We start from the raw sequence: 19,671 nt of genomic DNA on the forward strand, positions 1-19,671 counted from the left end.
GTGAGGCTTGGCGGTTGCCACCGGATCAGTCGGAATGGCCGGCGGAAAAACCGGCGAGTTGCCGGTCCAGCTCGGCCAGCAAATCCTGACCCCGCGCCGTGTGCGCTTCAGCTCGAACGTCGCGGCTGTCGTCGTCGTTGACCGTGAGGAACAGCCGCAGGTCTGGCGTCGGCAGCATGCCGGCCGCCTTCTCGGGCCATTCGCTGAGCTTGAGCCCCGGCGCGGCGAACAGGTCGCGGAAGCCCGCGTCCTCCCACTCGCGCGGATCGCTGAAGCGGTAGAAATCGAAATGGTGGGCGGGTTGACCGGACAGGCCCGGCGGGGCGTAGTCTTCGACCACCGCGTAGCTCGGGCTCTTGATGCGGCCGGTGACCCCCAGCGCCCGCAGCAGATGGCGGACCAGGCTGGTCTTGCCGGCGCCCAGGCCGCCGTCGAGTTCGATGCTGAGGTCCGCGATCTGCGGACAGCGGGCCAACGCCTGTGCGAAACGTTCGCAGGCGGCCTCGTCGGGCCAACGGTACGGGCGGGTTTCTAGAATGCTCAACTGCGATGAATTCCCTGGTCAACACCCCACGGCCCGACGCGTCCTCCGAAGACGCGGTGAGCCCCTCCCGACACCCCGACGCGCTGCTTGCGCTGATGGTCGAGGTACGCGCCTGGGCGCTTGAGTTCGGATTCTCACAGATTGGGGTGGCCCACGTCGATCTGAGCGATGCGGAAGCCGGCCTGCAGGCCTGGCTGGACGCCGGTTTCCATGGCGAGATGCAGTACATGGCCGCCCACGGCCTCAAGCGCGCGCGGCCGGCCGAGCTGGTGCCGGGCACGATCAGCATCCTGACCGCCCGCATGGACTACCTGCCCGAGGCGGCCGGCGACGACTGGCAGGACCGCGAGTGGGCCGCGATGCGCGACCCGTCGCGTGCGCAGGTCTCGCTCTACGCCCGCGGCCGGGACTATCACAAGGTCCTGCGCCAGCGGCTGCAGCAACTGGCGGACCGCATCCAGGAACGCGTCGGGCCGATGGGGCACCGCGTGTTCACCGACTCCGCGCCGGTGCTGGAGGTCGAACTCGCGAGCCGCTCCGGCATCGGCTGGCGCGGCAAGCACACGCTGACGCTGCACCGCGACAGCGGCTCGATGTTCTTCCTCGGCGAGATCTACCTCGACCTGGAACTGCCGCCCAGCGAGCCCGTCACCGCGCATTGCGGCCAGTGCCGCGCCTGCCTCGACGCCTGCCCGACCGGGGCGATCATCGCCCCGTACCGGCTCGACGCGCGACGCTGCATCAGCTACCTGACGATCGAGCAGGACGGGCCGATCCCGATCGAGTTCCGCGAGGCGATCGGCAACCGCATCTACGGCTGCGACGACTGCCAGCTTGCGTGCCCCTGGAACAAGTTCGCGCGCAGGAACGCGCTGCCGGACTTCGCCTGGCGCGAGCCGCTCGGGCACGCGTCGCTCCTGGAACTCTTCGCCTGGGACGAGGCGACCTTCCTCAAGCGCACCGAAGGCTCCGCGATCCGCCGCATCGGCCATGCGCGCTGGCAGCGCAACATCGCCGTGGCGATGGGGAACGCGCTGAGGCAAGACCTGGCGCCGGACCTGCGCCGAGAGATGCGTGCCGCGCTGGAAGCCGCGTTGCAGGACGCGACGCCGTTGCTCGCGGAGCACATCGTGTGGGCGCTCGATCCTTGAGGCCTTGAGCTCCTGGGCCGCTGCGACGCGACGCAAGGCCGATGGACGCGCGCATCGTCGTCGTGCGAACTGAATGACACCCCCGGAACACTGCGAAGGTACGGCCGATCAACGACGCCATCGGACCCTCCACGTTCCGGGAGAAGACCGTGCATCCCACACGCAGACAGTTCGTCGCAGGCGCCGCCGCCGCGATCGCTTCGGGCGCCGCGCCGCTGGCGGGCGCGCAGGCGCCGGAATCGACGCTGTCCCGGATCAGGCGCACCGGCAAGCTGCGGCTCGGCGTCGTCCCGGGCGCCGTCCCGTATTCCGTGAAGGACCTGGTCTCGGGTGAGTACCAGGGGTTCTGCATCGACCTGGGCCGGGACCTGGCGCGCCATCTGCAGGTCGACGTGGAATGGGTGGCCACCAGTTGGGGCAATGCCGTCCTGGACCTGCGCACCGGCAAGGTCGATGCGCACTTCGGTCTCGCCCCGACGGCACGGCGGCGACAGGCCGTCGATTTCACGGAGGCGCTGTTCAACAACATGAACACCGTCGTGGCCAGAAAGGGCCTGGCGTTGCAGACCTGGGCCGACATCGACCAGCCCGGCGTGACCGTGGCGGTGGATGTCGGATCGAGTCATGACCAGGTCGCCACCCGCTTGCTGACGCATGCGAACGTGCAGCGCTTCGATTCGACGGCCGCCGCGACGATGGCCGTGCAGAGCGGTCGTGCAGACTGCCAGATCCTCGCGATCCTGCTGTCCACCGCGCTGGTGGCGAAGCGGCCGGGCATCGGCCACCTCGTCATTCCCACGCCCCACGAGTCCGCGCCGTCGTGCATCGGCGTCCGACAGCAATCCGATCCCCGATTCCTGCAGGCGCTGAATGCCTGGATCGCCGAGGCCCGCGCCAGCGGCCGGGTGCGGGCGGCGCTCGTCGCGAACATGCACAAGCTCGCGAACGTGGCGGTCGACAGATTCCCTCCGGAGGTGCGGTTTTGAACGGCCCCGGACAGCGGCCCGGCCGTCGTCGCTGAACAGCCGGGAGCGCCCGGGATGTATCAGTGGGACTTCGCTTCATTGTGGGAATACCGGGCACTCATCGCCGGCGGCGTCCTCACGACGCTCCTGTACACGGTGATCGTCATCCTCACCGGCTTGCCTGTGGGCGTCCTCGCCGGCCTTGGACAGCTCTCGTCCCGTCGTCTGCTGGCGGGCGCGTTGCGCGCCTACGTCGAAGTGTTCCGGTGCACGCCGGTGCTGGTCCAGCTGGTGTGGTTCTACTACGCGCTACCCGTGGTCCTGGGCATCGAGCTGGCGCCTGGCACGGCCGCCGTCCTCTGCCTGACGCTCTATGGCGGCGCCTTCTATGCCGAGATCGTCCGCGCCGGCGTCCTGTCCATCGACGCGGGTCAGCGGGCTGCGGGTCTCGCGCTGGGGATGACCCCGGGTCAGGTGATGCGCGGGGTCGTCCTGCCGCAAGCTGTCCGGCGCATGGTGCCCCCGCTGGTCAGCCAGTCCATCCTGCAGTTCAAGAACACCTCGCTGCTGTCGGTGCTGGCCATCCCGGACCTGCTTTATCAGGGTCAGGCCATCGCGCATGACACCTACCGCCCGATGGAGGTCTACACGCTGATCGCCGTCCTCTATGTCCTGCTGCTCCTGCCGGCCACCCTGTACGCGAGGCGCCTCGAAGCCAGGACCACGCGGGCACTTGCCGGGGACTGACGCCGCATGCACGCCGACAGGCGCCTCATTCCTCGATCGCCTGCCTGAACGCCGCGATGAAGTCCGCGACCGGTTGCGGCGATCGCAGCCCCTGCGGCTGAACGGCGCGGACCTCGACCGGCACCTCCGGCAGCAGGGTGCGGATGTGCAGATCGCCGCCGCTGGCCTGCGCGGTGAAGGAATCGATGATGGCCGGCCCGAAGCCCTGCTCGGCCATCACCATCGCGATGTGGTGCGTCTGCACCGTGATGCCGGCGCGCGGCGACAGCGCCAGTCGCGCCCATTGATCGGCGAGCACGGCGCCCAGCGGATCGCGCTCGTCGATGCGGATGAAGGGCTCCCTCAGCAGGTCCTGCAGCGCCACCGTGGTGCGACGGTCCGCGCCGGCCTTGCCGCGAGGTGACGCGCACACCAGCCGCCCGGTGGCGACGAGTTCATCGGAGAGCGCGGCGTGCGACGGGCGGCCGTACACGATGCCGACATCGCCTTCCTGCAGCAGCATGGCCCGCGCGATGTCGTTCGAATGCAGCGTCCGCACGCTGATCGGCAGATCGCGATAGCGGCGGCGGAACGCCTTCAGCGCCTGGGGCAGGGCCTTCACCGCCAGCGAGGGCACGATCAGGATGCGGAAACCTTGCCCCTCGCCGGTGCCCAGCGCCGTGGCCATGCGCCGCACCGACTCGAGCTGCGACATCAGCGCCTGCACCTCGGGGTAGAGCGCCTGCGCTTCCCTCGTCGGCATCAGGCGCCGCCGTTGCCGCGTGAACAGGGCGTACCCCAGCTGCAGCTCGGCGAGTTGCAGGGACTGGGTCACCGCCGGCTGCGTCACATGCAGCAGCTTCGAGGCCGCGCTCACGGAGCCCGTCAGCATGACCGCGTGGAAGACCTCGATGTGCTTCAGGCGCATGGATGAGAGCAGCCGACGAACATAAGCCCAGCTTATACGAAGCGGCGCGATCCCGATGCTCGGAAACGGCGATGGTCACTATCGTCGAGCCCATGCAAACTTCACTTCTCCCGACAAAGGAAACCGCCATGAAGATGCCCGCTCCCCGTGCCGTCGCCGTGTCCTTCGCTTCGATCGCGTCCGTCGCCTCGATCGGCGTCTGTGCCTTGACCGCCTTGATCGCGGGGCCCGCCGCGGCGCAGCCCGCGGGCACGCTCGAGAAGGTGAAGGCCTCCGGCATCATCACCGTCGCGTACCGGGACTCTTCGATCCCGTTCTCCTACCTGGGCGGGGAAGGGCAGCCGACCGGCTTCGGCTGGGAGATCTGCGGCAAGGTCGTCGAGCAGGTGAAGAAGGCCACCGGCCGCGCCGACCTGAAGGTGGCCACGCAGTCCGTGACCTCGCAGAACCGCATCCCGCTGCTGGACAACGGCACCATCGACATCGAATGCGGCTCCACCACCAACAACAGCGATCGCGCCAAGCAGGTGGACTTCGCGATCAACTACTTCTACACCGGCACGCGGCTGCTGGTGAAGGCGAACTCGCCGATCAAGGGCTTCGCCGACCTGAGGGGGAAGAAGGTCGTGTCGACCACCGGCACGACCAACTACCAGGTGATGCGGCGGATGAACCAGGAGCAGAACCTGGGCTTCGAGCTGATCAGCGCCAAGGACCATGCCGACGCCGCGCTGCTGGTGCAATCGGGCCGGGCGGACGCCTTCGCGATGGACGACATCCTGCTGTACGGGCTGCGTGCCGGGGCGCTCAATCCGGCGGACCTCGCCGTCGTCGGCGAGGCGGTCCAGGTCGAGCCCTACGCGATCATGGTCCGCAAGGACGATGCCGCGTTCAAGAAGCTGGTCGACACCACGCTGGCGGGCCTGATGAAGAGCGGCGAGTTCGAGGCGCTCTACAAGAAGTGGTTCCAGTCGGCGATCCCGCCCAAGGGCATCACGCTGGGCGCGCCCATGAGCCGCGAGCTGCAGGACAACCTGCAGGCGCTGTCGGACAAGCCCGCGCGCTGATCGCGCGCCGAGCACGAGCTGACCCCGTCATGACCCACACCACACCGCGCGACGCGCGCGGCGCCGGCGCAGCCTTGCCCGCCGCGCCGGGCATCGTCGGCATCCTCGGCGGCATGGGGCCGCTGGCGACGGTCGACTTCATGCGCAAGCTGCTGGACGCCACGCCCGCTGCGACGGACCAGGAGCACATCCCCGTCGTCGTGAGCAGCATCCCGCAGGTCCCCGACCGGACCGCCGCCTTCCGCGGCGAGGGCGAGTCGCCGCTCGCCGCGATGATCGTCAGCGGCCGGCGCCTGGCCGCCGCGGGCGCGGGCGTGGTGGTGGTGCCCTGCAACACCGCGCACCTGTGGTTCGAGGACCTCGAGCAGGCGCTGGGCCTGCCGATGATCCACCTCGTGGATGCCGCGATCTCCGAGGCCCTCGACCTCGTGCCCGAAGGCGGCAAGGTCGGCCTGCTGGCAACCGACGCGACGCTGGCGTCCGGGCTCTACCTGAATCGCAAGCCGCCGTCGGGGAGGGCGGTGCAGTGGCTGTTGCCGACGGCGGGGGAAATGATCGAGCTCATCATGCCGGCTATCGCCGAGGTCAAGGCGGGCCAGCTCGCCGCCGCGGCGCCGCGATTGGCCGCGGCCGCGCAGCGTCTGCGGGCACGCGGTGCGCGCGCCCTCGTGCTCGGATGCACGGAGATCCCGCTCGTGCTCGATGAACCATCGGCCGGGCTGCCGGTGATCGATGCGACGGCGGCGCTGGCACGACGCGCGGTGGCGTGGGCGAAGCGGGGCGGCCCCTCCGACACCGGCAGGTGATCGACATCGGAACTCCCGAACTCCCCCGCAGGCCGCGCCAGGGGTTTCCCGCCCCTGCGACGGGGTCTCTACGTAGTTCCGCTAGGCCGGGCTCGACAGCGACATACTTAAGCTGTTCCGATCACGTTATCCATTGTTCAAAAGACGAGGAGCCCAATGAACCGTCGCTCGATCCTCCAACACGGCCTGCTGCTGAGCACGCTGTCGCTGTCCTGCGCCGCGGCGCTGGCCCAGTCCTATCCGACCAAGCCGGTGAAGCTGGTGGTGCCGTTCGCGCCGGGCGGCACGACCGACATCGTGGCCCGCGTCGTCGCGCAGCACATCAACGGCCCGCTGGGCCAGACGATGATCGTCGAGAACAAGGCCGGCGGCGGCGGCATCATCGGCGCCAACGACACGGCCAAGTCCGCGCCGGACGGCTACTCACTGGGCGTGGCCACCGTGTCCACCACGGCCACCAACCCCGCGATCAATCCCAAGACGCCGTACAACCCGCTGACGGACTTCACGCCCATCATCAACCTCGCGGCCACGCCCAACGTGATCGCCGTGCATCCGTCCTTCCCGGCCAAGGACTACAAGTCCTTCGTCGCCGAGCTGAAGAAGAGCCCCGGCAAGTACAGCTACTCGACCTCCGGCACCGGCGGCATCGGCCACCTGCAGATGGAGCTGTACAAGAGCCTGACCGGTGTCTTCGTCACGCACATCCCATACCGCGGCGCGGGCCCCGCGCTGAACGACACCGTCGCCGGCCAGGTGCCGATGATCTTCGACAACCTGCCGTCCGCGCTGCCCTTCATCAAGGACGGCCGCCTGATCGCGATCGCCGTGGCGGCGCCCCAGCGCCTGGCCGTGCTGCCCAACGTGCCGACCTTCAAGGAGCTCGGCCTCGAGCCCGTGAACCGCATGGCCTACTACGGCATCCTGGGCCCGAAGAACTTGCCCAAGGAAGTCGTGGCCAAGATCAACGAGGCCGCCCGCAAGACCGTCGAGATGCCCGAGGTGCGCAAGCGCATCGAGGAGACCGGCTCGATCGTGATCGGCAATACGCCGGAGCAGTTCTCCGAGCAGATCAAGGCCGAGTACGCGGTCTACAAGAAGGTCGTCGAGCAGCAGAAGCTCAAGCTCGACTGATCCGGAAGACCCGGACCGCGTCGACCAGGCCCAGCGCCTGGCCGCGCAGGCTGGACGCCGCGCTGGCGATCTCCTCGACCATCGCGGCGTTCTGCTGTGTGGCGGCGTCCATCTCGCTGACCGCGCTCGACACCTGCGACACGCCCATCGCCTGCTCGGCGCTGGCGACGCTGATCTCGCCGACGATGCGGTTCACCTGGCCGATGGCCTGAACCACCTCGCTCATCGTGTCGCCCGCGCGGTTCACCAGCGCGGTGCCGGCCTCGACCTGTTCCACGCTCGCCGCGATCAGCGACTTGATCTCCTTGGCCGCGGCCGCCGAGCGGCTCGCCAGCGTGCGTACCTCCGAGGCCACGACCGCGAAGCCGCGACCCTGCTCGCCGGCGCGCGCCGCTTCCACGGCCGCGTTCAACGCGAGGATGTTGGTCTGGAACGCAATGCCGTCGATGGTGCCGATGATGTCGGCGATCTTGCGCGAGCTGTCGTGGATGCCCTGCATCCGCGTGACGACCTCCGCCACGACCTCGCCGCCGCGTGCCGCGACCGATGATGCCGCCACCGCCAGCTGGTTGGCTTCGCCCGAGGACTGCGCCGTGTGCCCGACGGTGCCGCTGAGCTGCTCCATCGTGCTGGCCGCCCGCTGCACGTTGGAGGCCGTCTGCTCGGTCCGCTGGCTCAGGTCCTGGTTGCCCGCCGAGACCTCGTGGCAGGCGTTCTGGATGTTCTCCGATGACTCGCGCACCTGCGAGATCGCCGTCTGCAGGCTGGTCCGCATGCGTTCGAGCGCGCCGACCATGGCGCCGATCTCGTCCTTGCCCTGCACGGGCGCCGCCTGGGTCAGGTCGCCGGCGGCCACGGCCTCGACCAGACGCACCGCCTCCGACAGCGGCTTCGTCACCGAGCGCGTCAACGCCCACGCGAACAAGGTGCCCGCGACGATCGCCAGCAGGCCGATCACCGTGATGCGGGTCTGCGCGCGCGCCGTCACGTGGTCGACCTCGGCGGCCATCTCGTCCAGCGTCTGCTGCTGGAACTTCAGGTAGCCGGTCATCTTCTGCAGGTAGGCCTCGGCCTGCGGACGGAACTGGTCGTTGAGCAGGCGTTCGGTGGCGTCGGTGTCGCCACCCTTCTTGAGCTCGGCGATCTTGTTGCGCGTCGCGATGTAGGTCTGGCGCGCCTCGGTGAGCTCGGCGACGACCTGCTTCTCGGCGTCGCTCTTGGGCAGTTCGTCCAGCGCCTTGACGATCTCGTTGCCGCGCGCGGTGGAGATCTTCACGTCGCCGGCGAAGTAGTCGGCCAGCGAGGCATCCGTGCTCTTGGCGATGGCGGTGTAGCGCTTCACGCCGACGATGGTCAGCATGTACCACTCGCTCACCAGGCGTTCCTTCTGCAGCGGCACCGCCATCATCGTGCGGGTGGCCTCGGCGGTCCGGTTCAGTCCCAGCCAGCCCACGGTCATGATCGCCGCCACCAGCAGCAGCACCACGCCGAAGCCCATGGCCAGCCGCGCCGACAGGCGCAAGTCATTCAGTTTCACGTCATCTCCCTGCTCGATGTCCGTCATGGCGGACACCGGTTGTCGTACAACAAGTCCGCCAATGATTCGGCGGCGACCCTCTTAACGGCGCCACCACATCGAGATGGGTGCGCCTTTGAGGATCAACTGTAGAAGGCAGTTGTCTGACAACGTACGGGGTGAAACGGCGCGAACGTGCACTTATGCCGGGCGATGCCCGCTGAGGCATCGCGAGCACGGAAAGGAACAAGGGGCGCATGAAGCGCCCCTCGTCAGCCTGGGCGGATCGCGCCGGATATGGGCGACTGACGGCCGGAGAGCCGATGTCGCCACATCTGGCGGACCGCCGGAGCGGGCTCAGCCCTTGAACAGGCTGCCCAGCGTGTTCGTCACGCCGCTCAGCAGGTTTTTCGCCACGCCGCCGGCGATGCCGCCAATCCCCGAAGCCAGGCCGCCGCCGGCGGAACCCGAAGCCTCGCCACCGCCGAGTCCCAGCAGCTTCGTTGCGCCACCAATCAATGCACCAATCATTTGTTTTCTCCTAGAGAGAGCCACCGCGCGATCGGAAGGTCGCCACGGTGCCGCGGAGCACGACCGGCTTCCCGGCACGCGGCGGCCTGAAATCAGGTCGCGGCACGAATGCTCTAGTGCGGAAAGCGGACGCGCTGGGTCGTGCCTCGGCTTGCCGACGACCGACAAACGACTGACCCAATGAGGCAGTTCACGCCTCAATGGTCGAGCGATCGATCAGTGCGCAGGTCCCATGAATTTCATATCTTGAAAAGAACTTGGCGGCATGCAAAAAACTGGCGTGCTGCAGCGCCGCAAGATTTCTCATCATGGAAGACCTACTCTCACGATCCGGTTTTTGTTTTGCAAGTCATTGATTTAAATGGATTAAAAAATCAGTCTTATATAAGACATTGACCACCCCGCCGGGAGTCGAGGCGTCTAGATTTGAGCCATCGGTTTTTCAACTTCACTCGAACCATCAGGAGCTCACCATGACGACATTGACCCGCGAACAGCAGATTGCAGCCCTCGAAAAAGACTGGGCCGAAAACCCCCGGTGGAAGGGCATCCAGCGCGGCTATTCGGCGGCCGACGTGGTCCGTCTGCGCGGCTCCATCAACATCGAGCACACGCTGGCCAAGCGCGGCGCCGAGAAGCTGTGGAACCTGGTGAACACCGAGCCCTTCATCAACTCGCTGGGCGCGCTGACCGGCAACCAGGCCATGCAGCAGGTCAAGGCCGGCCTGAAGGCGATCTACCTGTCCGGCTGGCAGGTCGCCGGCGACGCCAACAGCAACGGCGAGATGTACCCCGACCAGTCGCTGTACTCGGTGGACTCGGTGCCGAAGGTCGTCAAGAAGATCAACGCCACCTTCAAGCGCGCCGACGAGATCCAGTGGAGCGAAGGCAAGAGCGACATCGACTACTTCGCGCCCATCGTCGCGGACGCGGAAGCCGGCTTCGGCGGCGTGCTGAACGCCTTCGAACTGATGAAGGCCATGATCGAGGCGGGCGCTTCGGGCGTGCACTTCGAGGACCAGCTGGCCGCCGCGAAGAAGTGCGGCCACATGGGCGGCAAGGTGCTGGTGCCCTCGCGTGAAGCGGTGGCCAAGCTGGTCGCGGCGCGCCTGGCGGCCGACACGATGGGCGTGCCCACCGTGCTGCTGGCCCGCACCGACGCCGAAGCCGGCGACCTGGTGACCAGCGACATCGACGACAACGACAAGCCGTTCTGCACCGGCGAGCGCACCGTCGAAGGCTTCTTCCGCACCCGCAACGGCCTGGACCAGGCCATCAGCCGCGGCCTGGCCTACGCGCCGTATGCCGACATGATCTGGTGCGAGACGGGCAAGCCGGACCTGGCCTTCGCCAAGGCCTTCGCCGAGGCGATCCACGCGAAGTTCCCGGGCAAGCTGCTGGCCTACAACTGCTCGCCGAGCTTCAACTGGAAGAAGAACCTGGACGACGCCACGATCGCCAAGTTCCAGCGCGAGCTGGGCGCGATGGGCTACAAGTTCCAGTTCATCACGCTGGCCGGTTTCCACAGCCTGAACTACTCGATGTTCAACCTGGCCTACGGCTATGCGCGCAACAACATGAGCGCCTTCGTCGAGCTGCAGGAAGCGGAATTCGCCGCCGCCGAAAAGGGCTTCACCGCGGTGAAGCACCAGCGCGAAGTGGGCACGGGTTACTTCGATGCGGTCACCACCACGATCGAAGCGCAGGCGTCGACAGCGGCGCTGAAGGGCTCGACGGAGGACGAACAGTTCTTCGACGCGAAGCACGGCTGATCCGCCGCGCGGGAGGCTCCGCCACGACGGAGCCGATGAAGCCGAAGGGGCTGCCGGAAGGCAGCCCCTTTTTCGTCGTGGTCGTCACGCCAGGGTCCGCCACGAGGTCGACGGGGTCAGGTCGTGCCGGGTCCGGCGGTCCAGCTGCACATGGGCCAGGTCGGTCAGCGCATCGCGGGCGTCGGCGCGTCCGAAGCGATCGGCCGGCGTCAGGTAACGTGCCAGGGTCTCGTTGTGGTGTCGCAGGTAGACGGCCTTCGCCGCGGGGTGCGCGTCGAGGTGCGCGAAGAACCGCTCGTCCGCCCGCAGCGTCTTCAGGCGTCGACCGCTGGCATCACGGAACAGCGCCTGCGTGTCGGGATCCCGTCGACGGGCTAGCTCGGACGCCGTTGCGAAGAGGACGTCCCGCTGGAACGCCTGGAGGCCGACGATGAGCGCGCTGGCGGGATGTCGCCGCAGCGCGACCGACAGGCGTTCGTGGAGATCGCGCACGGGCCCTTCGAACCACTCTTCCGGATGATGTTCCCGACGCAGCGCGTGCAGGCGATCGACGCCGTCGCGCAGCAGGGCGGATGCGCCGCGCCGCTTGTCGTTCTGGGCGAGCAGCCGGCGGTGGCGCGCTTGCGCGGCACCGGGCCGCCCGGGCGCGTCGATGTCCTCGGCCTTCAGGACCGCGAGGATGTCGCTCCACAGGCGGGTGTGCGCCAACTGGTCCTGATGGCCTTCGAACTGCCCGGACACTTCCCGCAGCACCGTGTCGAGCGGGGCCTCGCGCAGGCGTTGCCCCAGGTTGCCCAGGCGCATCTGCTGCTTGACCGGCTCGACCGTGCGGTCGCCGAGGTAGTCCTCGCGGTGCGCGTCGTTGACGCTGGTGCCGATGCTCGCGCCGATCGTGAGCAGCGCGCCGGGTGCCGCCAGACCCAGTGCGACCGGCGGGCATGCGAAGCTCGAGACGCTGGACCCCAGCATCAAGCCTTGGCCGGCGGTCAGCATGGCATCGCAGACCTGGCTCCGGGTGCTGTCCGCCAGCCGGAACCGGGTGTCCTGGGCGTGCAGTTCGCGGGTGCGGGGGGAGAGGTCCGCGGCGATCGCCTGCAGGGCCGCGCGGTCCCGCCGGATCTGGCTGTGCTGCGCGATGTGGAGGCGGCCGTTCAAGATGCCGGCCACGCCCTGGGCCGCCTGCGCGCCCATCATGATTCCGGCCGTCGCCGTTTCGAGCGCGCGTTCGGCGGCCTGGGCCGCCACCTGACCGGCCGCATGGCCCGCTGCCTGTGCGGCCGCGCCGCCCGCGGTCGCAGCACAGGCGCCGGCGGAGACCGCCATGCCGCTCGCCATGCCCGGCATGCCGATGCCGGTGAACAGCGCGGCGGTGCGGGCGCGCTTGTCCTGCCGCTGTCCGTCACCGAGCTTGCGCACCAGGTGGTGCTGGTAGGACGCCTCGGGCGCCTCGAGCGCCCGGTTGCGCGCGAACCGCGCGGCGATGACGTCTGCCGCCTCTCGATTGAAGTCCTCGCCCAGCCGGCTGTTGCCCGGTCGGTGATGCCACTTGCTGGCGACGTTGTGCTTGAGCAGGGGAAGGAAGCCGCGGGCGCGATGGTGTTGACGTTCCTCGAAACGGCGGACACCGAGGTCGTGCAGTGCGACCAGTCGCGCCAGCTCGTCGTCGACGGCGCGGTCCGTGCCGTCCGTGCCGCAGGCGTTTGATGTGGCGCCTTGCCGCAGCGCCTCGATCAGCCGTTGCTGCTGGTCCAGGCTTCGCCGCACGCTGTCGGGATAGGTCTGCGCGTAGCCGGCGCGGGCGGCTTGCACCGCGCCCCTGGCGGAGATCGCCACCAGCGGGAACAGGAGCGTCAGCAGGCCGATCTCGATGTAGGGCTGGTCGGCTTGCGAGAACCCGGCCGGGATGACCCCGGCCGCGTCGTCCGGGCCGTCCAGGTTCCGCAGGCGCGCCATCATCCGCAGCAGCGACAGGAGGCCGGAACCCGAGAAATCATCGATCACCTTCGGGCGCGACGAGGGAAAGCAACGCCCGAGGGTGACGCTCGCCGGATCGTCCGGCGTCAGCGGGGCGTCACATGAAACGCCCGCGAGGGGGCCCGTCACTTGAAGAGATTCGGCAGCAAGCCGCCGGCCACGTTGCCGATGCCGTTCGCGATGCCTGAGATCAGACCGCCGACGAGGGGAATCTTGCTGGCGATGCCGGACACGGTGTTCGTGACGGCACCGATGCCGCCGGCAGCCGCGCCGAGGCCCAGTTGACCGAGGGGGGCGAGGGGAGTGAGGGACATGGACATCGTCCTTGAACAGTGGCGGTACGACGTAGTGCGTCGCCAGCGTCTCCCGTTCGGCGCACCCGTCCCGCGCGCTGCCGCCACTCACCCGTTCGGCTCACCCGTTCCGCTCACCCGTTCCGCTCACCCGATCACCGCGCGGCCGCCTCCGCGGGCCGACCGGTCCGGTCGCGCTGCCGCCATTCCTGGATCAGTTCGACGACCGCGTCCGGGTCGGCCGGCTTGACCAGGTGGACGTCGAAGCCGGCCTCGTGCGCACGGCGGCGATCGTCCTGCTGGCCGTAGCCGGTGAGCGCGATCAGCAGCCAGTCCATGCCGCCGGGCAGGGCGCGCAGGCGGCGGGCGACCTCGTAGCCGTCCAGGCCGGGCAGCCCGATGTCGAGCAGCACCACCTGCGGTGCCCGGGCAGTCGCGGCATCCAGCGCGCAGGGGCCGTCGAGCTGCACCGTCGTATCGAAACCCGCGAGTTCGAGGAAGACCGCCATCGAGTCCGCCGCGTCGCGGTTGTCGTCGACGACCATCACGCGGCAGGGGCCCTCGTTCTCATGACCGTCTTCGTGGCCTTCATCGCGGACGTCGTCGCGAACGTCATCGTGGATCTCATTTCCCCCCGCCGCTTCGGCGCGTACGGACGCGACGCGTTCCGCGGGAACGGCGGGCGCGAACGCCGCCCCGTGGGCCTCGTCCACGACCGCGGGCAGGCGCACTTCGAAGGTCGAGCCGTGGCCGGGGCCCTCGCTGCGCGCCTCGACCTGGCCGTGATGGAGCTGCACCAGGCGCTGCACCAGCGTCAGGCCGACGCCGAGTCCGCCCTGGTTGCGGTCGAGTCCGCGCGGCCCCTGCTCGAACAGGTCGAAGACGTGCGGCAGCAGCGACGCGGCGATGCCGCGTCCGTTGTCGCGCACGGTCAGCACGAGGGCGCCGTCGGGGCCGCCATGGACGCCCTGGACGCCATGGCCATCATGGCCTGCGGTGTCGGTGTTCCTGTGCGCGAGCGTCAGCTCGATGCGGCCTCCGGCGCCGGTGTACTTGCTCGCGTTGTGCAGCAGGTTGGTGACGACCTGGATCAGACGCGCCGCGTCGCCGCGCACCTTGGCCGGGCGATCGGGCAGGGTCAGGCGCAGCTGCTGACCCTGGCCGTCGATCAGCGACTGCACCGGCTCCAGCCCGTGGCGCACGATGTCGCGCAAGTCCACCGTCTCGGTCTTCAGCACGATCTTGCCCTGGCTGATCCGCGCCACGTCGAGGAGTTCGTCGACCAGCCGCGTCAGGTGCCGGGCCTGGCGATCCGTCACCGCGACCGCCTCGCCCAGACGCCGGTCGCGATCCTGCGTGTCGCCGATGTCATGGCGCGTGGAGGTGTCGGACAGCGCGCGCATCACCTCGATCGCGTTGCGGATCGGCGCGAGCGGATTGCGCAGTTCGTGCGACAGCATCGCGAGGAATTCGTCCTTGCGCCGGCTCGCTTCGAGCAGGCCGGCCTCGGCCTGGCGGCGTTCGACGATCTCGGCCTGCAGCGCGCCGTACAGCCGCGCGTTCTCGAAGGCGATCGCGGCGCGGCCCGCCAGTTCCTCCAGCGTCGGCCAGTCGGGCGGCTGATGCGCATCGGACAGCAGCAGGCCGCCGAGCATGCGTTCGCCGGCGACCAGCGGCAGCACGACGCCGCTGGCGGTGTCGCGGCGCAGCGGCGCGCGCGGCGGGGGCTCGTCGTCGGACAGTCCGGGCGGCAGCGTGGGGGCGAAGGTCGGCGGCGCAGGCGGCTCCGCGGCGGTGCCGGGCAGGAGGGCCGGCATCATCTGCTCGATGGCGTCGCGCGTGGCGTTGTAGAGGACCTCGGACAGCATCTGCTCGCGGCCCTGGATGAGCAGGGCCGGTTCGCCGGCCGCGGTCGGCGCATCGCAGCGCAGCACGCGCTCATGGCCGTGGCCCGCGTCGCGCAGCCACAGCAGCGCGCGCGGTGCGAAGCTGGGCACCAGCAGCGACAGCAGGCGCCGCATCGCGACGTCCGCGTCCAGCGAGTCGGCCAGTTCCCGGCCCGCCTGCGCCAGGAAGATCGAGCGCCGCGTGTTCTCCTCGGCGGCGCGCTGCGCGGCCTCGGCGCGCGCGATCGCGATGCGCTCCAGCGCCTGCTGCCGCAGCCGCTGCTGCATGAGGAACAGATCGACGAAGACCCGCACCTTGCTGCGCAGCACGTCGGGGATCACCGGCGAGAGGATGTAGTCGACCGCGCCGAGCGAGTAGCCCTGCGCCGTCTGCAACTCGTCCGCGTAGGCGGTGACGAAGATGATGGGCGTGTGTGCCGAGCGACGGTAGCCGCGGATCAGCCGGGCGGTCTCCAGGCCGTCGATGCCCGGCATGTTCACGTCCATCAGGATCACCGCGAACTGCTGGCGCAGCACCTCGCGCAGCGCCTCGCTGCCGGAACGCGCGATGACCAGGTGCTGGTCGAGGTCGGCCAGGATGGTCTCGAAGACGAGCAGCTTTTCCGGCAGGTCGTCCACGATCAGGATGCTGGCGCGCTCCGCCGCGTCGGGCGTCGCGTAGCCGTCGAAGAGGGCGCTCAGCGGCATAGCCAGCCCCGCAGCACGGTCAGCATGTTGGCCGGGTCGACGGGCTTGGACAGGTAGTCCCAGGCGCCGGCCTCGATGCACTTCTGGCGGTCGCCCTTCATCGCCTTGGCGGTGACGGCGACCATCGGCAGCTCGCGTCCGCGCGGCAGGCGGCGGATCTGCTGCATGGTCTCCAGGCCGTCCATCTCCGGCATCATGATGTCCATCAGCACGATGTCGATCGACGGATCCTCCTGCACCAGGCGGATCGCCTCGCGGCCGTTGTCGGCCGAGACGATGACCATGCCGTGCCCGTCCAGCACGGTGGCCAGCGCGAAGATGTTGCGCATGTCGTCGTCGACGATCAGCGCCTTCTTGCCGGCCAGCGGGCAGCTGGCTTCCTGCGCGTCGTGCAGCGCCTGGCGCTCGCCGTCGCCCATGTCGGCGGGCGCGCGGTGCAGCGCCAGCGCCATCGCCGCGAGCGCCGCGTCGGTGCCCGCGGCCGTGCGCACCGGCAGCCCGTGGGGCCGCGTCCAGCGGCGCGCGGCGGCGTGTTCCTCGGAAGGCTCCGCCGTGCCGGCGCTGGCGGCACTGGCGGCGTTCGCGGCGGGCGTCTCGGTGTTCAGCGCGACGACGGGCAGCGGCAGCGTGCCGGGCCGTTGCTCGAGCGCGTCCAGCACGTCCTGCGGACCGAAGGCGCTGGCGACCGCGTCGACCAGCAGCGCGTCGACGCCGGGCAGCACCTCGCGCGCCTGCGCCGCGGTCTGGACGAACACCGTGTCGATGTCGTCGGCCAGCGGCGTCAGCAGCGCGAGCCGCTCGGGGCCCTCAGGCATCGCGACGGCCAGGCGCCGTCGCGGGCGGTCCAGGTAGCGCTGCAGGTCGCGCAGGGCGACGTCGACGTCGTCGCGCGACTGCAGCGGCTTGGGCAGGAAGCCCAGCGCGCCGGCCTGCAGCGCGCGCTCGCGCGCGTCGTCGGTCGAGACCACGCACACCGGCAGGTGCCGCATGTCGGGATCGGACTTGAGCCGGTCCAGCACGCGCCAGCCCTGCATGTCGGGCAGGAAGATGTCCAGCGTGATCAGGCTCGGGCGGAACTCCTGCGCCATCGCCAGCGCGCCGGCGCCGGTCGTCGCCACCAGGCCCTTCATGCCGGCCTGGCGCGCCGCCTCGAGCAGCACGCTGGCGAAGGCCAGGTCGTTCTCGACGATCAGCAGCACGCGGTCGCCGCTGCCGATGTCCTCGCGATCGTCCTTGGCGACGTTGGCGAACACGATGCTGTCCGGCGGCGTGTCCATCTGGACGCGGTGGGCGTCCAGCGGCGTCAGGACGGCGCCGCTGCTGCCGTCGTTGCCGCCGTCGGCCGCGCGGGCCTGCGTCGACGGCGCCCGGCGCGCGGCGGCGCGCTGCACGGCCGCCTCGGCCAGTTCAGCGGCGGAGATCGCGGCCGGTGAGTGGGTCGGCAGGTCGTCCCGGTCCTCGGACGGCGGCGAGGCGGCCGTGTCCGGCTTGGCCGGCGAGGCCGGCGCCAGGCGCGGCCGCGCGTTGCGCGCCGGCGTGTAGTGCTGCGGCAGGTAGAGCGTGAAGGTCGAGCCGCGGCCCGGCGCGCTGACGAGCCGGATCTCGCCGCCCAGCAGCCGCGCGAGCTCGCGGCTGATCGCCAGGCCCAGGCCCGTGCCGCCGTACTTGCGCGAGGTGGAACCGTCGGCTTGCTGGAAGGCCTCGAAGATGATCTGCTGCTTGTCGGCGGAGATGCCGATGCCGGTGTCCGCGACCGCGAAGGCGATCACCTGGCCCGCGTGGTTGAGCACCTCGTTGTCGGCGGCCCAGCCGTCGGCCGCCGCGGTGACGCTGAAGGTGACCTGGCCCTGGTGCGTGAACTTGAAGGCGTTGGACAGCAGGTTCTTGATGATCTGCTGCAGCCGCTTGACGTCGGTGACCAGCGACTTGGGCAGCGGCTGGTCCATCTCGACGGCGAAGCCGACGTGCTTGGATTCCGCGAAGTGCCGGAAGCTGCGTTCCACCGAGCGCTGCAGCTCGTCCAGGCGCAGCTCGCTGACGTCGACGGCCACCGTGCCCGACTCGATCTTGGACAGGTCCAGGATGTCGTTGATCAGCATCAGCAGGTCGTTGCCGGACGCGTGGATGGTCTTGGAGAACTCGACCTGCTTGAGCGTCAGGTTGCCCTCGCTGTTCTTGCAGAGCTGGTCGGACAGGATCAGCAGCGAGTTCAGCGGCGTGCGCAGCTCGTGCGACATGTTGGCGAGGAACTCGGACTTGTACTTGGAGGTCAGCGCCAGCTGCTCGGCCTTTTCCTCCAGCGCCTGGCGGGCCTGCTCGACCTCGGTGTTCTTGCGCTCGACTTCCTGGTTCTGGTGGGCCAGCAGCTGCGCCTTCTCCTGCAGCTCGCCGTTGGTCTGCTGCAGTTCCTGCTGCCGGCGCTGCAGTTCTTCCGCGAGCGACTGCGACTGGATCAGCAGGTCTTCCGTCCGCGTGCTGGCCTCGATGGTGTTGATCACGATGCCGATGGATTCGGTCAACTGGTCGAGGAAGGCCTGGTGGGTGGAACTGAAGCGCTCCAGCGAGGCCAGCTCCAGCACGCCGCGCACGCGGCCTTCGAAGACGACCGGCAGCACCAGCACTTCCATCGCCGCGGTCTCGCTCAAGCCCGACGCGATGCGGAAGGCCGTGCCCGGCACGTTGGTCAGCAGGATCTTCTCCTGGTCCAGCGCGCACTGGCCGACCAGCCCCTGGCCGAGCGCCAGTTCCTTGCCGTGCGTGGCCAGGCCGCCGGACGCGTAGCTCGCGATCAGCTTCAGGCGGGGCATCTCGCCACGCATGTTGAGCACGAAGAACTCGGCCTGCTGCACGCCGACGACGGGCGCGAGCTCGCTCAGGATCAACTGGCCGACGGTGACCAGGTCCTTCTGGCCCTGCAGCATCCGCGTGAACTTGGCGAGGTTGGTCTTGAGCCAGTCCTGCTCGGTGTTCTTCTGCGTCGTGTCCTTCAGGTTGCGGATCATCTCGTTGATCGTGTCCTTGAGGGACGCGACCTCGCCCTGCGTCTCGACGGTGATCGAGCGCGTCAGGTCGCCCTGCGTCACGGCGGTGGCGACCTCCGCGATCGCGCGCACCTGCGTGGTCAGGTTGGCGGCGAGCTCGTTCACGTTCTCCGTCAGGCCCTTCCAGGTGCCGGACGCGCCCGGCACCTTGGCCTGGCCGCCGAGCTTGCCCTCGACGCCCACCTCGCGGGCGACGGTGGTCACCTGGTCCGCGAAGATCGCCAGCGTGTCCGTCATCGAGTTGATGGTGTCGGCCAGCGCGGCGATCTCGCCCTTGGCCTCCACGGTCAGCTTCTGCGCCAGGTCGCCGTTGGCCACCGCGGTCACGACCTTGGCGATGCCGCGCACCTGGCCGGTCAGGTTGCCGGCCATGAAGTTCACGTTGTCGGTCAGGTCCTTCCAGGTCCCCGACACGCCGCGCACCGTCGCCTGGCCGCCGAGGCGGCCTTCGGTGCCGACCTCGCGCGCGACGCGGGTCACTTCCGCGGCGAAGGAGGAGAGCTGGTCCACCATCGTGTTGATCGTGGTCTTGAGCTCCAGGATCTCGCCGAGCACGTCGACGGTGATCTTCTTGGACAGGTCGCCCGCGGCCACGGCCTTGGTCACGTCGGCGATGTTGCGCACCTGCG

Annotated in this window: 15 protein-coding genes; 7 read left to right on the plus strand and 8 right to left on the minus strand. The window is 69.2% G+C overall.

Annotation, left to right across the window (positions count from 1 at the left end; translation table 11 throughout):
• Positions 1 to 25: 25 nt before the first annotated feature.
• Positions 26 to 544, minus strand: coding sequence for a tRNA (adenosine(37)-N6)-threonylcarbamoyltransferase complex ATPase subunit type 1 TsaE (tsaE, locus tag AC07OZ_RS00670; protein ID WP_495465262.1), 519 nt, complete (start codon positions 542 to 544; stop codon positions 26 to 28).
• A 5-nt stretch (positions 545 to 549) separates the two neighbouring features.
• Between tsaE and queG the strand changes: the two genes are divergently transcribed.
• The 3 genes from queG to AC07OZ_RS00685 all read left to right on the plus strand — a co-directional run bounded on the left by queG (position 550) and on the right by AC07OZ_RS00685 (position 3,407).
• Positions 550 to 1,695: a tRNA epoxyqueuosine(34) reductase QueG gene (gene queG / locus AC07OZ_RS00675; protein WP_495465263.1), complete on the plus strand. Its 1,146-nt coding sequence runs from the start codon at positions 550 to 552 to the stop codon at positions 1,693 to 1,695.
• A 149-nt stretch (positions 1,696 to 1,844) separates the two neighbouring features.
• A complete protein-coding gene (locus AC07OZ_RS00680; protein ID WP_495465264.1) occupies positions 1,845 to 2,681 on the plus strand; it encodes a transporter substrate-binding domain-containing protein in 837 nt (278 codons plus the stop codon).
• A 54-nt stretch (positions 2,682 to 2,735) separates the two neighbouring features.
• Positions 2,736 to 3,407, plus strand: coding sequence for an amino acid ABC transporter permease (locus AC07OZ_RS00685; RefSeq protein WP_495465265.1), 672 nt, complete (start codon positions 2,736 to 2,738; stop codon positions 3,405 to 3,407).
• 25 nt (positions 3,408 to 3,432) lie between these two features.
• Here AC07OZ_RS00685 and AC07OZ_RS00690 read toward each other — a convergent pair whose 3' ends face one another.
• Positions 3,433 to 4,314: a LysR family transcriptional regulator gene (locus AC07OZ_RS00690; protein WP_495465266.1), complete on the minus strand. Its 882-nt coding sequence runs from the start codon at positions 4,312 to 4,314 to the stop codon at positions 3,433 to 3,435.
• Between the two features lie 128 nt (positions 4,315 to 4,442).
• Here AC07OZ_RS00690 and AC07OZ_RS00695 point away from each other — a divergent pair, with 128 nt between their 5' ends.
• The 3 genes from AC07OZ_RS00695 to AC07OZ_RS00705 all read left to right on the plus strand — a co-directional run bounded on the left by AC07OZ_RS00695 (position 4,443) and on the right by AC07OZ_RS00705 (position 7,321).
• Complete coding sequence (locus AC07OZ_RS00695) at positions 4,443 to 5,381, plus strand: amino acid ABC transporter substrate-binding protein (protein ID WP_495465267.1); 939 nt, start codon at positions 4,443 to 4,445, stop codon at positions 5,379 to 5,381.
• Between the two features lie 29 nt (positions 5,382 to 5,410).
• Positions 5,411 to 6,187: a cysteate racemase gene (gene cuyB, locus AC07OZ_RS00700; protein WP_495465268.1), complete on the plus strand. Its 777-nt coding sequence runs from the start codon at positions 5,411 to 5,413 to the stop codon at positions 6,185 to 6,187.
• Positions 6,188 to 6,343: 156 nt separating this feature from the next.
• Positions 6,344 to 7,321 (plus strand): tripartite tricarboxylate transporter substrate binding protein BugE, encoded by a 978-nt coding sequence (locus AC07OZ_RS00705; RefSeq protein WP_495465269.1) that lies wholly within the window; start codon positions 6,344 to 6,346, stop codon positions 7,319 to 7,321.
• Here AC07OZ_RS00705 and AC07OZ_RS00710 read toward each other — a convergent pair.
• The gene (locus tag AC07OZ_RS00710) at positions 7,308 to 8,858 is read right to left on the minus strand and encodes a methyl-accepting chemotaxis protein (protein WP_495465270.1); all 1,551 of its coding nucleotides are present in this window, start codon (positions 8,856 to 8,858) and stop codon (positions 7,308 to 7,310) included. The genes AC07OZ_RS00705 and AC07OZ_RS00710 overlap by 14 nt on opposite strands.
• A 336-nt stretch (positions 8,859 to 9,194) precedes the next feature.
• Positions 9,195 to 9,368, minus strand: coding sequence for a hypothetical protein (locus tag AC07OZ_RS00715; protein ID WP_495465271.1), 174 nt, complete (start codon positions 9,366 to 9,368; stop codon positions 9,195 to 9,197).
• A gap of 473 nt (positions 9,369 to 9,841) precedes the next feature.
• On the opposite strand from AC07OZ_RS00715, the gene aceA reads away from it, so the two are divergent.
• Positions 9,842 to 11,140, plus strand: a complete 1,299-nt coding sequence (gene aceA, locus AC07OZ_RS00720) for an isocitrate lyase (RefSeq protein WP_495049674.1) — start codon at positions 9,842 to 9,844, stop codon at positions 11,138 to 11,140.
• Between the two features lie 84 nt (positions 11,141 to 11,224).
• On the opposite strand, the gene AC07OZ_RS00725 is transcribed toward aceA, so the two are convergent.
• The 4 genes from AC07OZ_RS00725 to AC07OZ_RS00740 all read right to left on the minus strand — a co-directional run.
• Positions 11,225 to 13,141, minus strand: a complete 1,917-nt coding sequence (locus AC07OZ_RS00725) for a hypothetical protein (RefSeq protein WP_495465272.1) — start codon at positions 13,139 to 13,141, stop codon at positions 11,225 to 11,227.
• A 98-nt stretch (positions 13,142 to 13,239) separates the two neighbouring features.
• The gene (locus tag AC07OZ_RS00730; RefSeq protein WP_495465273.1) at positions 13,240 to 13,428 is read right to left on the minus strand and encodes a hypothetical protein; all 189 of its coding nucleotides are present in this window, start codon (positions 13,426 to 13,428) and stop codon (positions 13,240 to 13,242) included.
• 134 nt (positions 13,429 to 13,562) lie between these two features.
• Positions 13,563 to 16,001, minus strand: a complete 2,439-nt coding sequence (locus tag AC07OZ_RS00735) for a response regulator (protein ID WP_495465274.1) — start codon at positions 15,999 to 16,001, stop codon at positions 13,563 to 13,565.
• Positions 15,992 to 19,671 (minus strand): response regulator (locus tag AC07OZ_RS00740; RefSeq protein ID WP_495465275.1); only part of this gene is annotated, 3,680 nt, incomplete at its 5' end. The genes AC07OZ_RS00735 and AC07OZ_RS00740, both read right to left, overlap by 10 nt.

It is taken from the genome of Roseateles sp. GW821-FHT09G03 (genome assembly GCF_059416045.1).

Coding starts and splice junctions, on each gene's coding strand:
- queG (WP_495465263.1), top strand. CDS start 550: ATGAATTCCCTGGTCAACACCCCACGGCCCGACGCGTCCTCCGAAGAC.
- AC07OZ_RS00685 (WP_495465265.1), top strand. CDS start 2,736: ATGTATCAGTGGGACTTCGCTTCATTGTGGGAATACCGGGCACTCATC.
- AC07OZ_RS00690 (WP_495465266.1), bottom strand. CDS start 4,314: ATGCGCCTGAAGCACATCGAGGTCTTCCACGCGGTCATGCTGACGGGC.
- AC07OZ_RS00695 (WP_495465267.1), top strand. CDS start 4,443: ATGAAGATGCCCGCTCCCCGTGCCGTCGCCGTGTCCTTCGCTTCGATC.
- cuyB (WP_495465268.1), top strand. CDS start 5,411: ATGACCCACACCACACCGCGCGACGCGCGCGGCGCCGGCGCAGCCTTG.
- AC07OZ_RS00705 (WP_495465269.1), top strand. CDS start 6,344: ATGAACCGTCGCTCGATCCTCCAACACGGCCTGCTGCTGAGCACGCTG.
- AC07OZ_RS00715 (WP_495465271.1), bottom strand. CDS start 9,368: ATGATTGGTGCATTGATTGGTGGCGCAACGAAGCTGCTGGGACTCGGC.
- aceA (WP_495049674.1), top strand. CDS start 9,842: ATGACGACATTGACCCGCGAACAGCAGATTGCAGCCCTCGAAAAAGAC.
- AC07OZ_RS00730 (WP_495465273.1), bottom strand. CDS start 13,428: ATGTCCCTCACTCCCCTCGCCCCCCTCGGTCAACTGGGCCTCGGCGCG.
- AC07OZ_RS00735 (WP_495465274.1), bottom strand. CDS start 16,001: ATGCCGCTGAGCGCCCTCTTCGACGGCTACGCGACGCCCGACGCGGCG.